The 16,328-nt window shown below is 70.4% G+C and carries 17 protein-coding genes; 10 read left to right on the top strand and 7 right to left on the bottom strand.

What is annotated here, in order from left to right:
• The first annotated feature begins 1 nt into the window (after window position 1).
• Genes LCM15_RS12875 through cobJ form a run of 3 tightly spaced genes read left to right on the top strand, consistent with a single transcriptional unit; the run spans window position 2 to window position 2,111 of the window.
• Window positions 2-631 carry a precorrin-8X methylmutase gene (locus LCM15_RS12875; protein ID WP_224857007.1) on the top strand — a complete coding sequence of 210 codons (630 nt, stop codon included), beginning with the start codon at window positions 2-4 and terminating at the stop codon, window positions 629-631.
• Entirely contained in the window at window positions 628-1,368 is a 741-nt protein-coding gene (locus LCM15_RS12870) for a precorrin-2 C(20)-methyltransferase (protein WP_224857005.1), read from the top strand. Before LCM15_RS12875 ends, LCM15_RS12870 begins: the two co-directional genes overlap by 4 nt.
• Window positions 1,365-2,111: a precorrin-3B C(17)-methyltransferase gene (gene cobJ, locus LCM15_RS12865; protein WP_224857003.1), complete on the top strand. Its 747-nt coding sequence runs from the start codon at window positions 1,365-1,367 to the stop codon at window positions 2,109-2,111. Before LCM15_RS12870 ends, cobJ begins: the two co-directional genes overlap by 4 nt.
• On the opposite strand, the gene LCM15_RS12860 is transcribed toward cobJ, so the two are convergent.
• Window positions 2,084-2,833: a cobalt-precorrin-6A reductase gene (locus LCM15_RS12860; RefSeq protein ID WP_224857225.1), complete on the bottom strand. Its 750-nt coding sequence runs from the start codon at window positions 2,831-2,833 to the stop codon at window positions 2,084-2,086. The genes cobJ and LCM15_RS12860 overlap by 28 nt on opposite strands.
• Here LCM15_RS12860 and cbiE point away from each other — a divergent pair.
• The 7 genes from cbiE (at window position 2,832) to LCM15_RS12825 (ending at window position 10,081) form a co-directional block, all read left to right on the top strand.
• A complete protein-coding gene (gene cbiE, locus LCM15_RS12855) occupies window positions 2,832-4,043 on the top strand; it encodes a precorrin-6y C5,15-methyltransferase (decarboxylating) subunit CbiE (RefSeq protein ID WP_224857001.1) in 1,212 nt (403 codons plus the stop codon). The genes LCM15_RS12860 and cbiE overlap by 2 nt on opposite strands.
• The gene (locus LCM15_RS12850; RefSeq protein ID WP_224856999.1) at window positions 4,040-4,399 is read left to right on the top strand and encodes a cobalamin biosynthesis protein; all 360 of its coding nucleotides are present in this window, start codon (window positions 4,040-4,042) and stop codon (window positions 4,397-4,399) included. The genes cbiE and LCM15_RS12850 overlap by 4 nt, the downstream gene beginning before the upstream one ends.
• Window positions 4,396-5,184 (top strand): precorrin-4 C(11)-methyltransferase, encoded by a 789-nt coding sequence (gene cobM, locus LCM15_RS12845; protein ID WP_224856997.1) that lies wholly within the window; start codon window positions 4,396-4,398, stop codon window positions 5,182-5,184. The genes LCM15_RS12850 and cobM overlap by 4 nt, the downstream gene beginning before the upstream one ends.
• Complete coding sequence (locus LCM15_RS12840) at window positions 5,184-6,494, top strand: cobyrinate a,c-diamide synthase (protein WP_224856994.1); 1,311 nt, start codon at window positions 5,184-5,186, stop codon at window positions 6,492-6,494. The genes cobM and LCM15_RS12840 overlap by 1 nt, the downstream gene beginning before the upstream one ends.
• Window positions 6,491-7,228 carry a uroporphyrinogen-III C-methyltransferase gene (cobA, locus tag LCM15_RS12835; RefSeq protein WP_224856992.1) on the top strand — a complete coding sequence of 246 codons (738 nt, stop codon included), beginning with the start codon at window positions 6,491-6,493 and terminating at the stop codon, window positions 7,226-7,228. Before LCM15_RS12840 ends, cobA begins: the two co-directional genes overlap by 4 nt.
• Complete coding sequence (cobF, locus tag LCM15_RS12830) at window positions 7,221-7,949, top strand: precorrin-6A synthase (deacetylating) (RefSeq protein WP_224856990.1); 729 nt, start codon at window positions 7,221-7,223, stop codon at window positions 7,947-7,949. The genes cobA and cobF overlap by 8 nt, the downstream gene beginning before the upstream one ends.
• A gap of 254 nt (window positions 7,950-8,203) precedes the next feature.
• Window positions 8,204-10,081, top strand: coding sequence for a PhoX family protein (locus LCM15_RS12825; RefSeq protein ID WP_224856988.1), 1,878 nt, complete (start codon window positions 8,204-8,206; stop codon window positions 10,079-10,081).
• A 60-nt stretch (window positions 10,082-10,141) separates the two neighbouring features.
• Here the strand turns inward: LCM15_RS12825 and LCM15_RS12820 are convergent, their stop codons facing one another.
• The 6 genes from LCM15_RS12820 to LCM15_RS12795 form a co-directional block, all read right to left on the bottom strand.
• Window positions 10,142-11,461: a type II toxin-antitoxin system HipA family toxin gene (locus LCM15_RS12820; protein ID WP_224856986.1), complete on the bottom strand. Its 1,320-nt coding sequence runs from the start codon at window positions 11,459-11,461 to the stop codon at window positions 10,142-10,144.
• A complete protein-coding gene (locus LCM15_RS12815; RefSeq protein ID WP_224856983.1) occupies window positions 11,461-11,727 on the bottom strand; it encodes a helix-turn-helix domain-containing protein in 267 nt (88 codons plus the stop codon). The genes LCM15_RS12820 and LCM15_RS12815 overlap by 1 nt, the downstream gene beginning before the upstream one ends.
• 249 nt (window positions 11,728-11,976) lie before the next feature.
• Window positions 11,977-13,194, bottom strand: a complete 1,218-nt coding sequence (gene argE, locus LCM15_RS12810; protein WP_224856981.1) for an acetylornithine deacetylase — start codon at window positions 13,192-13,194, stop codon at window positions 11,977-11,979.
• A complete protein-coding gene (locus tag LCM15_RS12805; RefSeq protein WP_224856979.1) occupies window positions 13,191-14,681 on the bottom strand; it encodes a tripartite tricarboxylate transporter permease in 1,491 nt (496 codons plus the stop codon). The genes argE and LCM15_RS12805 overlap by 4 nt, the downstream gene beginning before the upstream one ends.
• Window positions 14,682-14,693: 12 nt before the next feature.
• Window positions 14,694-15,188, bottom strand: coding sequence for a tripartite tricarboxylate transporter TctB family protein (locus tag LCM15_RS12800; RefSeq protein WP_224856976.1), 495 nt, complete (start codon window positions 15,186-15,188; stop codon window positions 14,694-14,696).
• A 135-nt stretch (window positions 15,189-15,323) separates the two neighbouring features.
• Window positions 15,324-16,295: a Bug family tripartite tricarboxylate transporter substrate binding protein gene (locus LCM15_RS12795; RefSeq protein WP_224856974.1), complete on the bottom strand. Its 972-nt coding sequence runs from the start codon at window positions 16,293-16,295 to the stop codon at window positions 15,324-15,326.
• Between the last annotated feature and the right edge of the window lie 33 nt (window positions 16,296-16,328).

The following is a 16,328-nucleotide window of genomic DNA, read 5'->3' as shown; positions in this document are numbered from 1 at the left end:
GATGACCTACACCTACCAGACCGACGGCGCGGCGATCTATGCCGAGAGCTTCGCCACCATCCGCGCCGAAGCCGCGCTCGAGCGGTTCGCCCCCGAGGATGAGCCCGTCGTGGTGCGCATGATCCATGCCGCCGGCATGGTCGGGCTCGAGGCGCATGTGCGTCTCTCGGAAGGCTTCACCGAGCGCGCGCGGGCCGCGCTCGGGGCCGGGGCGCCGATCCTGTGCGACGCGCGCATGGTCTCGGAGGGCATCACCCGCGCACGCCTGCCGGCGGACAACCGGGTGATCTGCACCCTGCACGACCCCGAAGTGCCCGCGCTCGCCAAGGCAATGGGCAACACCCGCTCCGCCGCCGCGCTGGAGTTGTGGCGGCCGCATCTCGAGGGCGCTCTCGTGGCGATCGGCAACGCGCCGACGGCGCTCTTCCACCTGCTCAACATGCTGCAGGACCCCGGCTGCCCGCGCCCCGCGGCGATCATCGGCTGCCCGGTGGGGTTCGTGGGCGCGGCCGAGAGCAAGGCGGCGCTCTGGGCCGACCAGCCAACGCCCTGCTGCGTGGTCGAGGGCCGGCTCGGCGGCAGCGCCATCACGGTGGCCGCGGTCAACGCCATCGCGAGCCGCGCCGAATGAGCGGCGCCGTCTCTCCCGGAACGGTCTACGGCCTCGGCCTCGGCCCGGGCGATCCGGATCTGATGACCGTGCGCGCCGACCGCCTGCTGCGCGGCGCGCGCCACGTCGCCTTCTTCCGCAAGGCCGGGCGCAAGGGGCAGGCGCGCGGCATCGTCGAGGGGCTGCTTCCGGACGGCGCGCAGGAGCTGCCGATGGAATACCCGGTGACCACCGAGATCCCGTTCACCGACCCCGAGTACAACCGGCTTCTGGCGGAGTTCTACGAGGCCTGCACCGAGCGGCTCGCGGCGCTGGCCGAGGCGGGCGAGGACGTGGTGGTGCTCTGCGAGGGCGACCCGTTCTTCTATGGCTCGTTCATGCATCTCTACATGCGGCTGGCCGACCGGGTGCCGCTCGAGGTGGTGCCGGCGATCACCGGCATGTCGGCGGCCTGGACCGCGACCGGTGCCCCGATCACCTGGGGCGACGACATGCTGAGCGTGCTCATGGGCACGCTGCCCGAGGACATGCTGGCGGCGCGCATGGCCGAGAGCGACGCGCTGGTGGTGATGAAGATCGGGCGCAATCTCGACAAGGTGCGCCGCGCCCTGCGCCGCGCCGGGCGGTTCGACGCCGCGTGGCTGGTGGAGTTCGCCTCGATGCCGGGGCAGAGCGTGCAACGCCTCGCCGAGGCCGAGGGCCGGGTGACGCCCTATTTCTCCATCATCGTGGTGCACGGACAGGGGCGGCGGCCATGACCGGGCGCGTGGTGGTGGCCGGGCTCGGACCCGGCGCCGAGGCGCTGGTGACGCCCGAGGTGCGCGCGGCGCTGGCCGAGGCCACCGACGTGATCGGCTACATCCCTTACGTCGCCCGCGTGGCCGACCGGCCCGGACTGGTCAAGCACGCCTCCGACAACCGGGTCGAGCTTGACCGGGCGCGCCATGCGCTCGAGCTGGCGGAGCAGGGGCGGCGCGTGGTGGTGGTCTCGTCGGGCGATCCCGGCGTCTTCGCCATGGCCTCGGCGCTGTTCGAGGCGGTGGAGGCCGGGCCGCGCGCCTGGCGGGATCTGCGCATCGAGGTGCTGCCCGGGATCACCGCCATGCTGGCGGCGGCGGCGCGGGCGGGGGCACCGCTCGGGCATGATTTCTGCGCCATCAATCTCAGCGACAATCTCAAGCCGTGGGCGCTGATCGAGAAACGGCTGCGGCTGGCGGTCGAGGCGGATTTCGCGATGGCGCTCTACAATCCGCGCTCCAAGGCACGCCCCGAGGGCTTTGTCCGCGCGCTCGACCTGCTCCGGGAGGCCTGCAAGGACGCTCGCCCGGTTATCTTCGCCCGTGCCGTGTCGACCCCCGAGGAGTCGCTGCGCGTGGTGCCGCTGCCCGAGTGCCGCCCCGAGATGGCCGACATGCGCACGGTGGTGCTGGTGGGCTCATCGCAGACCCGGGTGATCGCGCGGACGGGCGCGCCTTACGTCTTCACCCCGAGGTCGGCATGACCGAGCCAGCGCATCACCGCCTGCGGATCGTGGGTCTCGGCCCGGTCGGGCAGGGTGGGCCGGTCGATCATCAGCACCGGCAGGCCAAGCGTGCGCGCGGCGGCGATCTTGGCCACCGCGCCGGAGCCGCCGGCATTCTTGGCGACCACGAGCTCGGTGCCATGTGCGCGCATCAGCGCCAGATCGCCCTCCAGCGTGAAGGGGCCGCGCGCGACCACGCATTCGCTGCGCGGCAGCGGCACCGCGTCTGGCGCATCGACGAGGCGGAGCAGGTAGTGATGCTGCGGCTGCGCGGCGAAGGCCTCGAGGTGCATCCGGCCCACGGCGAGAAAAACCCGCGCCTCGGGCCGGTCGAGCGCGTCCACCGCGCCGGCGATGTCGGGCACGTGCTGCCAGCGATCCCCGGCCTGCAGCTGCCACGGCGCCCGGCTGAGCGCGAGGAGCGGCAGGTTCAGCGCGGCGCAGGCCTGCGCGGCGTTGCGGCTCATCTGCGCGGCGAACGGGTGCGTCGCGTCGATCACGTGGGTGATGCGTTCCTCGTGCAGGTAGCGCGCCAGCCCCTCCGCCCCGCCGAAGCCGCCGATGCGGGTCGGCAGCGGCTGCGCGGCGGGCGCCTTGGTGCGCCCTGCGAGCGACAGCCGTGCCGGGATTCCGGCTCCGGCCAGCAGCGTCGCGAGGGCCGAGGCCTCGGTGGTGCCGCCAAGCAGAAGGGGGCGCGGCATGTCTGGTGAGGCCATCATGGGGGATCCGTGGCTGACGATCGTCGGGTTGGGCGAAGATGGCGCGGAAGGGCTGCCGCCTGCAAGCCTTGCCGCGCTCGAGGCTGCGGAGGTCGTGATGGGTCCGCCACGCCACCTCGCGCTGCTGCCGGAGGGGCAGGCGGAACGCATCGCCTGGCCCGTGCCCTTCGCCGACGGCATTGCGCAGCTTCTGGCCTTGCGCGGGCGGCGGGTGGTGGTGCTGGCCTCGGGCGATCCGTTCTGGTGCGGCGCCGGGACGGTGCTGGCGCGGCATTTCGATCCCGGTGAGTGGCGCGCGCTGCCCGGACCGTCGTGCTTTTCGCTGGCGGCGAGCCGGATGGGCTGGGGGCTTGAAAGCGTGCTCTGCCTCGGGCTGCACGCGGCCCCGCTGAGCCGGCTGCGCCCGCATCTGGCCCCCGGAGCGCGAATGGTGCTGACGCTGCGCGACGGGGACGCGGTGGCCGCGCTTGCGGGCGTCTTGTGCGAGGCGGGGTTCGGCGCCTCGCGGGTGACGGTGATGGAAGCGCTCGGAGGCCCGCGCGAGCGGGTCACGAGCGGACGGGCCGATGCACTGACCGGCGATTTCGCGCATCCGCTCTGTGTCGCGCTCGAGGTGGCTGGGCCGGGGGCGACGCTGCCGCTCGCCTCGGGGCGCAGCGATGAGTGGTTCGAGAGCGACGGCCAAATGACCAAGCGCCCGGTGCGGGCGCTGACGCTGTCGGCGCTGGCGCCGAGGCCGGGCGAGCATCTCTGGGACATCGGCGGCGGCTCGGGCAGCATCGGCATCGAGTGGCTCCTGACGCATCCCTCGCTCAGCGCCACCACCATCGAGCCGCGCGCCGATCGGGCGGACCGCATCCGCAGCAATGCCGAACGGCTCGGCGTCGACCGGCTGAAGGTCGTCACCGGGGCGGCCCCGCAGGCGCTCGACGGGCTAGAGGCACCGGATGTGGTGTTCGTCGGCGGCGGGCTCGATGGGGCGCTGCTCGACTGGCTGGAGGCGCGGCTCGCGCCGGGCACCCGCCTCGTTGCCAACGCGGTGACACTCGAGACCGAGGCGCTGCTGCTTGCGGCGCAGGGCCGGCGCGGTGGAGACCTGCTGCGCATCGAGCTGGCGCGTGCGGCGCCGCTCGGGCGCCTTCGTGGCTGGACCGCGTCGCGGCCCGTGGTGCAGTGGAGCGTCACGCTGTGATCGTCGCGGGGTTCGGATTCCGGGCAGGGGCCAGCGCGCAGAGCCTTGCCGACGCGCTGGCGCTGACCGGAGCGGCGCCCGACGCGCTGGCCACCGCCGAGGACAAGGCCGCGCACCCCGCCTTTCGCGCGCTCGCCCGGGCGCTGAACCTGCCGGTTCACGCGCTGCCCGCCGCCGCGCTCGACCAACCGACGGCCACACATTCCGCCGCCTCCCTCGCGGCGCGCGGCACCGGCAGCCTTGCGGAGGCGGCGGCGCTCGCGGCGGTGGGCCCCGGCGCGCGCCTGCGTGCACCGCGCCAGATCTCACCCGACAGGATGGCCACATGCGCCATCGCGACAGGAGACCCCGAATGACGGTTCACTTCATCGGCGCCGGCCCCGGCGCCCCCGACCTGCTGACCCTGCGCGGGCGCGACCTGATCGCGGCCTGCCCGGTCTGCCTCTATGCCGGCTCGCTGGTGCCCGAGGCGGTGCTCGCGCATTGCCCGGAAGGGGCGCACATCGTCAATACCGCGGCGCTCGACCTCGACGCGATCATCGCCGAGATCCGAACCGCGCACGCCGCAGGCCATGACGTGGCGCGGCTGCATTCCGGAGACCTCTCGGTCTGGTCGGCGATGGGCGAGCAGCTGCGGCGGCTGCGGGCCGAGGGCATCCCGGTCTCGATCACACCCGGCGTGCCGGCCTTTGCCGCCGCCGCCGCGGCGCTCGGGGCGGAACTGACGCTGCCGGGACTGGCGCAGTCGGTCGTCCTGACCCGGACACCGGGGCGGGCCAGCTCGATGCCGGAGGGCGAGACGCTGGCCAATTTCGCCGCCACCGGCGCGACGCTGGCGCTGCACCTGTCGGTGCAGAACCTCGCGACCGTGGTGGCCGAGCTTGCGCCGGTCTATGGCGCCGACTGTCCTGTGGCGGTGGTCTTCCGGGCGAGCTGGCCCGACGAGCGCATCCTGCGCGGCACGCTTGCCGATATCGAGGCGCGGATGGAGCCGCAGATCACCCGCACGGCGCTGATCCTCGTGGGGCCGGCACTGGCGGGCGAGGGCTTCGACGAAAGCTGCCTCTACGCCCCCGACTACGACCGGCGCTACCGCCCGCAAAGCGCCGACAGCCCGTGGTCGGGCTGGAGCGAAGACTGATGCGCGGGGTAATCATCTCCGCGCCGTCCTCGGGCACCGGCAAGACCACGGTGATGCTGGGGCTCTTGCGCGCGCTCACCGAGGACGGGCTCGCCGTGCAGGCGTTCAAGTCGGGACCGGACTATATCGACCCGGCCTTCCACCGCGCCGCCTGCGGTCGCCCCTCGTTCAACCTCGACAGCTGGGCCATGGGCGAGGAGTTGCTCTCGGCCATCGCCGGGCAGGCGGCGGGTGCCGATATTTGCGTCGCCGAGGGCTCGATGGGCCTCTACGACGGGGTGGCAACTCGCGGCCTCAGCGGCTTTGGCACCAGCGCCGAGACCGCGCGGCGCATGGGCTGGCCGGTGGTGCTGGTGCTCGACGTGGGCGGGCAGGCGCAGAGCGCCGCCGCCACCGCGCTGGGATTTCGCAGCTACATGCCCGATCTGCCCTTCGCCGGGGTCATCCTCAACCGCGTGGCCTCGCCCCGGCATGAGCGGCTGACTCGGGCGGGCATGGAGCGGGCCGTCCTGCCGGTGCTGGGCGTGCTGCCGCGGCGGGGCGACCTGACCCTGCCCGAGCGCCATCTGGGCCTCATTCAGGCGGTCGAGCACCCCGATCTAGAGACCGCGATCGCGGGCTACGCCGCCTTCCTGCGCGAGCATGTGGATCTTGCGGCGATCCGGGCCGCCGCCTCCGGCCATCCGCCGCGCGAGGCCGGGCCGCTGCCCGCGCCGCCCGCGCAGCGCATCGCGCTGGCGCAGGATGCGGCGTTTTCCTTCACCTATCCGCACCTGCTCGAGGGCTGGCGCGCGGCGGGGGCCGAGATCCTGCCGTTCTCACCGCTGGCCGACGAGGCCCCGGATGCGGACTCCGATCTGGTCTGGCTGCCCGGCGGCTACCCGGAGTTGCACGCCGGACGTCTGGCCGCCGCGTCGCGGTTCCGCGCCGGGCTGCGCGCCCATGCCGTGACCCGCCCGGTGCATGGCGAATGCGGCGGTTACATGGTGCTGGGGCAGGGGCTGATCGACAAGGACGGCACCCGCCACGAGATGGCGGGCCTGCTGGGGCTGGTGACAAGCTACGAGAGGCGCAAGTTCCACTTGGGTTATCGCCGCGCGGTGCTGCAAGCGCCGATGCCGGGCCTCGCGGCGGGCACCGCCCTGCGCGGGCACGAGTTCCACTACTCGACCATCCTCGAGCAGCCCGATCTGCCGCTGGCCGAGGTCGCGGATGCTGATGGCGGTCCGGTGCCGGAAACCGGCTCGCATCGCGGTCCTGTCAGTGGCACCTTCTTTCACCTGATCTCGCAGGAGGCGCACGCGACATGAGCGGATTCGTCAGTTTCGTTGGGTCCGGTCCGGGCGATCCGGAGCTGCTGACCCTCAAGGCCGTGGACCGGCTGGGCCGCGCCGAGGCGGTGCTGTTCGACGACCTCTCCGCCGGGCCAATCCTCGCCCATGCCAACCCGAAGGCGGATCTCGTCGGGGTCGGCAAGCGGGCCGGGCGGGCCTCGCCCCGGCAGCACCATGTCAGCCGGCTGCTGGTCGAGTATGCCCACACCGGACAGCGCGTGGTGCGGCTCAAATCCGGCGACAGCGGGCTGTTCGGCCGGCTCGAAGAGGAGCTTCTGGCGCTGCGCGAGGCCGGCATCGGCTACGAGATCATCCCCGGCGTGCCCTCGGCGGTGGCGGCGGCGGCGGCCTGCGGCATCCCTCTGACCCGACGGCTGACCGCGCGGCGGGTGCAGTTCGTCACCGGCCACGGCGCCAGCGGCGCGCTGCCCGAGGACATCGACCTCGCAGCGCTTGCCGATGCCAGCGCCTCGACGGTGGTGTTCATGGGCAAGCGCACCTTTCCCAAGCTCGCCGAGAGGCTGTTCGCGCGCGGCCTGCCGCCCGAGACCCCGGCGCTTCTGGCCGAGGCGGTCTCGACCCCCGAGCAGCAGCTTCACCGCACCACGATGGCGGCGCTGGCCGAGCGCCTTCGGGCGGGCTTTGCCGACGCGCCGGCGCTGATCCTCTATGGCCCGCTGGCCGAGATCGGGGTGGGCTTCGATGACTGAGCTCTGGCTGATCGGCATCGGCACCGGCAACCCCGCGCATCTTACGCTCGAGGGTCGGCAGGCACTGCGCGAGGCGGCCTGCGTGCTGCTGCCGCGCAAGGGGCCGGGCAAGGACGATCTCGCGCATCTGCGGCTGGCAATGCTTTCCGAGAGCGGCAGCGCCGCCGAGGTGATCCCCTTCGAGATGCCGGTGCGCGACGAGGCGCTGCCCTATGCCGAGCGGGTCGAACGCTGGCACGATGCCATCGCCGGGCGTTGGCAGGCGGCGCTCGAAGGGGCGCCCGCGGGGCCGGTGGCGCTCTTGGTGTGGGGCGATCCGGGGCTTTACGATTCCACCCTGCGCATCGCCGAACGCCTGCCGGGGCCGGTAAGGCTGCGGGTGGTGCCGGGGATCACCGCGCTTCAGGCCCTGACCGCCGCCCACGCGATCCCGTTCAACACGATCAACGGCGCGGTGACGGTGACCACCGGCCGCAGGCTGCGCGACGGTGGCTGGCCCGAGGGCGCCGAGAGCGTGGTGGTGATGCTCGACGGGGCGTGCAGCTTCGAGACGCTGCCGCCCGAGGGGCTGCGGATCTGGTGGGGCGCGTTTCTCGGGATGCCCGAGCAACTGCTCGATCACGGGCCGCTGTCCGAGGCCGGGCCGCGCATCAAGGCGCGCCGGGCCGAAGCGCGCGCCCGGCATGGCTGGATCATGGATACCTACCTGCTGCGCCGCTGAGGCCTGCGCCCGGCTGGGACGTCGGGCGTAAGGCTATGACACCGAACGCACTTCGCCCGAAAGGGCGGCACTCCGGGCGCATCCCACTGGGACCGCGCGGGCTGAAGCGGCCACTATGAAGGCACCCAACGCGCGACATCAATCCCATCCGCCGCGCTGTCACACGAGCTTCAAGGTCGGGGTGTTACATCGCCCCGATCCGGCCGCCGACTCGCGGTGAGGCCGCCCGTTTTTCCAGCCAGGGAGCCACCCCAGTGGACATCAAAAAAACAACCGATCTTTCGTGGGACGATTTCGACGAGCTTCGCGATCCGCGTCCGGACAGCAACGACTTTGACGCCGTGGTCGAACAGGCGATCTCGCGTCGCGGCTTTCTCGGCGGCGTCCTCGCGTTCGGCTCCGGCGCGCTCGCCATGGGGTCCGGGATGCTGGGCGCCACCTCGGCCCGCGCGCAGGCCGCCGCCTTCCCGTTCGAGCCGATCGACATTTCCACCGATTTCGAGATCCACGTGCCGCAGGGCTACCAGTGGAAACCGCTGGTGAAATGGGGGCAGGCGCTGTTCTCGGAGGCCGAGGGCGCCTATTCGCCCGAGACCGGCGTGCCGGTCGAGATGTCCGACAAGGTCTTTGGCGAGAATACCGACGGCATGGAGCTGTTCTTGGTCGACGGCAAGGAGCTGGTCGCGGTCAACTCGGAATACGTGAACCCCAAGATCAACCTCCCCGCCAGCTCCGAAGGCGTGCCGGCCAATGCCGACGAGGTCATGCTGCTGAAGAACATGCAGGGCGTGACGGTCATGGAGATCGCAGATAACGGCAGCGGCTACGAGGTCGTGCTCGACAGTCCGTTCAACCGCCGCATCACCCACGAGACCCAGATGACCATGGACGGCCCCGCCGCCGGGTCCGATCTGGTCAAGACCAACGCCGATCCCGAAGGCATGAACCCCAAGGGCACGATGAACAACTGCGGCTCGGGCAAGACCCTCTGGGGCACCTACCTGACCTGCGAAGAGAACTTCAACGGCTACTTCGGCACCACCGGCGAGATGCCCGAGGGCGAGGGCTACAGCCGATATGGCATCGGCGCCGAGGGTCGCTACGCCTACGAGAAGTACGACCCCCGCTACGACCTCTCGCAGGAGCCGAACGAGCCGCACCGTCACGGCTGGATCACCGAGATCGATCCCTCGGACCCGGAGAGCACCCCCGTGAAGCACACCGCGCTCGGCCGCTTCAAGCACGAGAATGCCGAGATGGTGCAGGCCGAGGATGGCCGCGTGGTGGTCTATATGGGCGACGACGAGCGGGGCGAGTTCATCTACAAGTTCGTCTCCAACGGCACTTGGTCGGACGGTGAGCCCGGCGATGGCCTGCTGTCGGACGGCACTCTCTACGTGGCCAAGTTCAACCCCGACCAGACCGGCGAATGGCTGGCACTGACGCCGGACGCCACCGGCATGTCGATGGAGGAGATTCTCGTGTTCTCGCGCATGGCAGGCTCGAAGGTCGGGGCCACCACCATGGACCGCCCCGAATGGATCGCCTGCAACCCGCTCAAGGCCGAGACCTACTGCGCGCTGACCAACAACAAGAACCGCGGCCTCAAGCCCAATGAAGGCGGCGACGAGACCCCGGTGGGCGGCCCCAACCCGCGCGAGGCCAACAACTATGGCCAGATCGTGCGCTGGACGCCGGAGAACGGCGATCACGGCGCCATCGACTTCACCTGGGATCTCTACGTCATGGCGGGCAACCCCGAGGTGCACGACGATGCCTATGCCGGCTCCGAGAACGTCACCGCGGGCAACATGTTCAACTCGCCCGACGGCATGGCCTTCGACAGCAACGGGATGCTGTGGATCCAGACCGATGGCGACGACAGCAACGAGGGCGACTTCGCGGGCATGGGCAACAACCAGATGCTGGTCGGCAATACCGAGACCGGCGACATCGCGCGCTTCCTGACCGCGCCGAACGGCGCCGAGGTGACGGGCCTGTGCTGGTCCGCCGACCGCAAGGTGGCGTTCGTGGGCATCCAGCATCCGGGCGGCGCGTGGCCGGACGGCGAAGGCAAGCCGCGTTCCTCGGTCATCGCGGTCTGGCGCGAGGACGGCGAGACCGTCGGCTGAGGTCTGACGGTTCCTTGACAGGGACGGGGCGCCGCCTGCATGCGTCGCCCCGCTCTCGTCTCAGTCCAGTGTCGCTGAGAAGGCCTCGAGGAGCTTGAGCCTGTCCGCCGCATGGTCGACGATCTGCTGCGCGGTGTCCTCAGGCACGCTGTCGGGCAGGCGGTCGAGGGCACGCTGGAGCGCCCCGGGCGCGGCGCTCAGGATCTCGTGCACGGCACGATGGCGCGCCTCGAGCGGCACGCCGGCGCGATGTGCGGTCTCGTCGAAATGCCGCGGCAGGATCTTGTCGAGGCGATAGTGGCCGCGCCTGCCGACCGACATGGCCAGTTGCAGGTCCTTGTGCCGGAACCCCGCGCTCAGGCGCTTGGGCGCCGCGCTCATGATGTCGTAGAGCGGCGTCATGCGAAAGCCGTCGCCCTCGAGAAAGATCGAGTAGTTCTTGGCGTGGCCGTCGATCGCCGCGATCATCCAGTTGAAGATCTGCGCCTTGAGGAACGCGGTCTGATCGTCGATCGGGGTGTCGGACTGCTGCAGCAGCGTGAAGCACTCCGCCATCGAAGGCCCGCCGTGCTGCTGGTACTTCTCGGCCGAGAACCGGCCCATCGCCTGCAGAAAGTCCTCCTGCGGCACCCGCACGAGACCGCCGGCCCGTCTTGGTCGCCGGTCGAAGCGCTCGACCACCAGCGCGGTCTGGTCCTCGAAGCGGTGGATCTCGGCGCGGGTCGCCGGCAGCCCCATCTCGCGGGCAAGCAACAGGCAGAAATACTCGTTCTTGACGCTGCCACTCAGGTCCAGACCGCCGCCCACAAGGCCCATGGGGCGCTTGAAGATATGCGTCGTCGGGGTCGCGCCGATCGGGCGCAGCCAGAGGCCGTCCTTGCGCAGATAGGCGGTCTTCTCCTGCGCGCCGGCGAGCGAGATCCGAAACGGCGCGTCGGGCGCGATGCCCAGCGGGGTGGTGCTCAGCGACCTGAGCGTGTCGGCGATCTCGGCGTCGGATTGCGGCGTGCCGTCGATGCGAAACGGGTCGGAGGGGGACGCGCCATGCGGCAGGAACTGCATCGCGCCGACGCAATCCTGGCCAATCGCGGCCAGAAGGTCATGCGGGCGGTCGCTGCGCGCCTCGGTGCGCTCGGCGATCTTCTTTCGCAGCTCCGGCCCGTCGGGCAGCAGGTTCTCGAACACCGCGTCCACCTCATCGCCGGCGCGGAGATCGGGGCCGAGCGGCAGGCGGCGCGAGATCGGAAAGGCGTAGGCCCAGCCGAGCCAGTCTTCGGCGTACTGGAAACTCGCGCCGGCGGAGGGACGGTAGCGGTAGTATCCGGCCAGCCGTCCGTTGACATGAACGTCGAGTGTGCGGGCAAGAGGCTTGCGGCCCATCAGAAGATGTCTTCGGGCCGGGGGCGGGCGGTTCCGGGCGAGCCGCCTTGCCGGGGCAGGAGCGCGAGGTCGAGGTCGAGCGCGGCGATGACCGCGAGCAGAAGGCTCAGCTTCGGCTCGTGCGCGGCGGTTTCAATGCGCGAGATCTGGCGCGCGTCGGTGCCCGCAAGACGCGCGAGATCGGCCTGAGACCAGCCTCTCTCCTTGCGGAGGCGGCGGATCGCGTGGCCGAGCGAGGACGCGTCGCGGAACGGGATCGCCTGCATGGAACACCTTTACGCCATCCGTGTGGAAATCCCAAGATATGCCATTCATGTAGTATAAGCAATATACAACAGGTTTGTTGTATTTGGGGAGATATGCCAAAGATGGCAAGTTGCGCCGGTTTGCCGCCACTCCTCCCGGTGCGTGAGGGCAGAGGCCCGGCCGACGCGTCCGCCCAGCGTTTTCCGCAGCGCGCGGCAACGGGAAGACGCCGGAGCGAGGATTTCCCCGCCCCGGCCGCACGTCAATGATCAGCCACGCGCCTCGGTCGGAGACGCGCTCAGCTCTTCCACGAAGCCCTCGAGGAACGCGACGCAGGCGTCGAGCTGGTCGAGCGCCACGAACTCGTTCGGCTTGTGCGCCTGCTCGATCGAGCCCGGCCCGACGATCACCGACGGGATGCCGCCGGTCAGCTCGAAGATGCCGCCCTCGGAGCCGTAGGAGACCTTGCCACCCCACGCCTCGGGCATGCGCCGGGCGTAGCGGGCAAAGCCCGGCGTGTTGCGTGCCTCGCCCATCGGCGGGTAGGAAAAGATCCGCTCGAAGGCGATGCCGGTCCCGGCGGTCTTGGCGGCCATCTCGGCGCCGACCTCGGACTCGATCCGTGCCAGCAGCTCGGCCATGTCGGCCTCGGGGTCCATGCCGGCGATCGAGCGCAGCTCGAAGGTGAAGCTGCAGCTCTCGGGGGTTACGTTGGTCGCGACCCCGCCCTCGATCATCGTGGCCAGCATGGTCGCGTGCGGCACGGTGAAATCGTGGTCGAACGGACCTTCGGCCTCGTAGCGCCGGCCGCGCTCCGAGATCAAAGCGATGGCGCGGGCGGCGTATTCGACGGCGTTGACATGCTCGGGCGCGAAGGACGAGTGCCCCGACGTGCCGGTGACCTGCGCGCGCATGGCGATCTTGCCCTTCTGGCCGGTCACCAGTTCCATCATCGACGGCTCGCCGATGATCGCGAACTCGGGCGGCACCGGCAGCGCCGCCAGATGCCGCGCGATCGCCGGCGCGCCAAGGCAGCCGACTTCCTCGTCATAGGAGAAGCAGAAATACACCGGGCGCGAGAGCTGCGCGGCAGCCAGCTGCGGCGCGACGGCCATGGCGCAGGCGGCAAAGCCCTTCATGTCGCAGGCGCCGCGTCCGTAGAGCTTGCGGTCGCGGATCTCGGCGGTGAAGGGATCGCTCTGCCATTCCGGCTCGTCCGCCGGGACCACGTCAGTGTGGCCCGACCAGACCACGCCCGCGACCCCCTCGGGGCCGAAGGCGGCAACGAGATTGGCCTTGGCGCCGGTCTCGTCGGGCAGGATGGTGATGCGCGCGCCCAGCCCTTCGAGATAGGCCGCCATGTGATCGATCAGCGCGCGGTTGCCGTTGCGCGACACCGTGTCAAAGGCGATCAGCTCCGCAAGGTGCTGCGCGGCGCTGGCCTGCCGGTCTTGGGCGGCGGGCTGGGTCTCGCTCTGCAGGGTCATTGGGCAACTCGTCTTTCTGTCTTGGATTTGAGGATTTCGCGGCGCACCGTGAGGATCAGGACGAACACGATGAGCGCGGCAAACACCCATGTGATCGGCGAGGACAGCAGCACGGACGGCTCGCCGCGCGAAATCGCCAGCGCACGGCGCAGGTTCTCTTCCAGCATCGGGCCGAGAATGAAGGCGATGAGGAAGGGTGCCGCCGGGATATTGAGCAGGAACATCCCGAAGCCCACCACGCCCATCACCAGCAGCACCGCCACGTCGAACGGGCTCGAGGCGATCGAGTAGATGCCGAAGATGCACAGCAGCAGCACCAGCGGCGTCAGCAGGGTCGGCGGGATGTGCGAGACCTTGGCGAACATCCGCATCGTCGCCTTGCCGGCGAAGAACAGCAGCACCGACGAGACCAGCATCCCGATCAGCAGCATGTAGACCTCGTGGATGTTGGTCTGGAACAGCAGCGGCCCGGGGGTGAGACCCTGGATCATGAAGGCGCCCAGCATGACCCCGGTGATCACGTCGCCGGGCACGCCAAGAGCCAGCAGCGGGATCATCGTGGCGCCGCAGGCGCCGTTGTTGGCCGATTCCGACGCGGCGATGCCCTCGAGCTCGCCCTTGCCGAAATTGCCGCCGTTCTTGGAGCTGCGCTGCGCCTCGCCATAGGAGAAGAACGCCGCCGAGGACGGGCCGATGCCGGGAATGGCGCCCAGAACCGAGCCGATCACCGAGCCCTTAAGGATGGTCTTGAGCGAGCCCATGAACTCCGCGCGGGTCACGTGCTGCGCCCCCAGCGTGGCCGCCTCTTCCTGCTTGCTGGCGCGCATCACCACCAGCTTGATCAGCTCGGGCAGGGCGAAGAGGCCGATGAGCACCGGCGCGATCGACAGGCCGGCCTGCATGTCGGGGGTGAAGGCGAAGCGGAACGAGCCGTACATGTCCTCGCCCACGGTCGCCAGCAGCAGACCCAGCGCCGCCGAGACCAGCCCCATCAGCAGCGAGCTGCCCGAGACGCCGGCCACGGTGGTCAGCGCGAACAGCATCAGCATGAAGAACTCGGGCGGGCCGATGCGCAGCGCCAGAACGGCGAGCGGCGCGGCGAAGAAGATCAGCGACAGGTTGGAGATGAAGTCGCCGGTGACCGAGGAATAGAGCGCCATGTTGAGCGCCTTGCCGGCCTTGCCCTGCTGCGCCAGCGGGTAGCCGTCGAGCGCGGTGCAGGCGGCCGAGGCGGTGCCCGGCGTCTTGATCAGGATGGCCGAGACCGAACCACCATAGGTCGAACCCTTGTAGAGCGCGACCAGCAGCAGGATCGAGGGCACCGGGTCCATGTAGAAGGTGAAGGGCAGCGCGAGTGTGACGGCCATGGTGCCGGTCATGCCGGGGATGGCGCCGACGATGACACCGCCCCAGATGCCCGCGATCATGATCAGCAGGTTCTGCAGGGTCGCCACGGCCACGAGGGCGGAGAGGATTTCATTGAGCATGGGAATCTCCGATCAGAAGCCGAAGGGCTTCGTCAGCACGCCCTTCGGGAACTGCGTGCCGAGCGCGGAATGGAAGAAGAGCTGCAGCAGGATCGGCGCGCCGAAGGCGAGCAGGGCGATCCAGATGCGGTGGCCGCGCTCGCCGGTCATCAGCACGATGCAAAGCGTGAGCATCATCGTCGAGACAAGGAATCCGAGCAGCGGAATGGCCACGAGGAACAGCACGAAGGCCAGCATCAGCCCGGCGAAGCGCCCGGCCATGCGGGCGGGGCTGCTGCCGTCGGTCTCGATCGGGGCCTCGTCGGGGTGCGGACGGAAGACGGCGAAGAGCAGCGCCAGCGCGCCGAGCGCGATCCCCACGAGCGAGACGGTCCGCGGCCACATGTCCGGCGGCGGGGCGAAGCCGGGAATGAAGGCGGGGCGCGGCACGAAGGCGGGAACGAGGGCGAAGGCGGTCAGCGCGAAGAAGGCGACAATGATCAGCCCCCGCAGAACGGGCTTGGGCATACGACACTCCGGGAAGGAAGGGGCCCCGGCGCGGCAGGTCTCTGACGCGGGGCGGGACGGGGACGCGGCCCCGTCTCATGGGGGCCGCGCCGGTCGGTCGTCAGGTCAGCCGGGCCTAGGGGCGGCCCGCCGAGCTCAGTTCGACAGGTAGCCGAACTCCTCGGCCATGCCGTGGAACAGCTCGTACTGGCTCTGGGCGTAGTCGCTCATGTCGACGTCGCCGATGGTCGAGATCGAGCCGCGGCGCGCCGCGAGGTCGAGCCACTTCTCGTCGGTGGCGACCTCGGCCAGCACGTCCTGCCACTTGGCGGTCACCTCTTCGGGCAGGTCCTTGGGACCGTAGAGCGCGCTCCAGCCGGCGATCTGGCCGGCCTTCTCGTAGCCGAGCTCGGCCGCGGTGGCGACGTCGGGCAGGCTGTCCATGCGCTTGGGCGCGAAGACCATCAGCGCCTTGAGGTCGCCGCTTTCGATATGCGGCATCAGCGAGGCCGCCGCCATGGCGACGAAGTCGACGTGGCCGCCGAGCAGCGCGGTGGCCAGCGCGCCGCCGCCCTTGTAGGGCACCAGTGTCGCGGCGGTGAGCGGGTCGAGATCGTTGTCGGCCAGCAGCGCCTGCGTGGTGAAGCCGTCGATCGCGGTGGCGCCCGAGGCGGCATAGGTCATGCGGCCGTTGCTGTCCTTGATCGCGGTCACCAGCTCTTCGGCGCTGTCATAGGGCGCATCGGCCCGCACCGCGAGGATCATCGGCGTGGCTTCGAGCGCGCCGAGGAAGGTGTAGGCATCCCACGGCACGGCGTTGCCCGGGGTCACGGCGGGCGACAGCGCCATGCCGACGCGCGCGAGCAGCAGGGTGTAGCCGTCAGCGTCGGCCTCGGAGACCGAGCGGGCGCCGTTCATGCCGCCGGCGCCGGGCTTGTTCATCACGGTGACCGGCTGGCCGAGGAAGGGCTGCGCGGTTTCTGCCAGTGCACGTCCGGCGAGGTCCGAGGCGCCGCCGGGGCCGTAGGGCACCACGAGGGTCACCGCCTGATCGGGATAGTCCTGGGCCGCGGCGGGCCCGGTTGCTGCGATCACGGCGAGGGCGATCGTTCCGAGTAGCTTTTTCATGTTTACCTCACATCTGTGCCGGCTGGGCCGGCC

It is taken from the genome of Salipiger bermudensis (genome assembly GCF_020171625.1).
GTDB lineage: Bacteria > Pseudomonadota > Alphaproteobacteria > Rhodobacterales > Rhodobacteraceae > Salipiger > Salipiger bermudensis_B.
The sequence above is the reverse complement of the archived record's forward strand: the minus strand, read 5'-3'. Positions and strand labels throughout refer to the sequence as shown.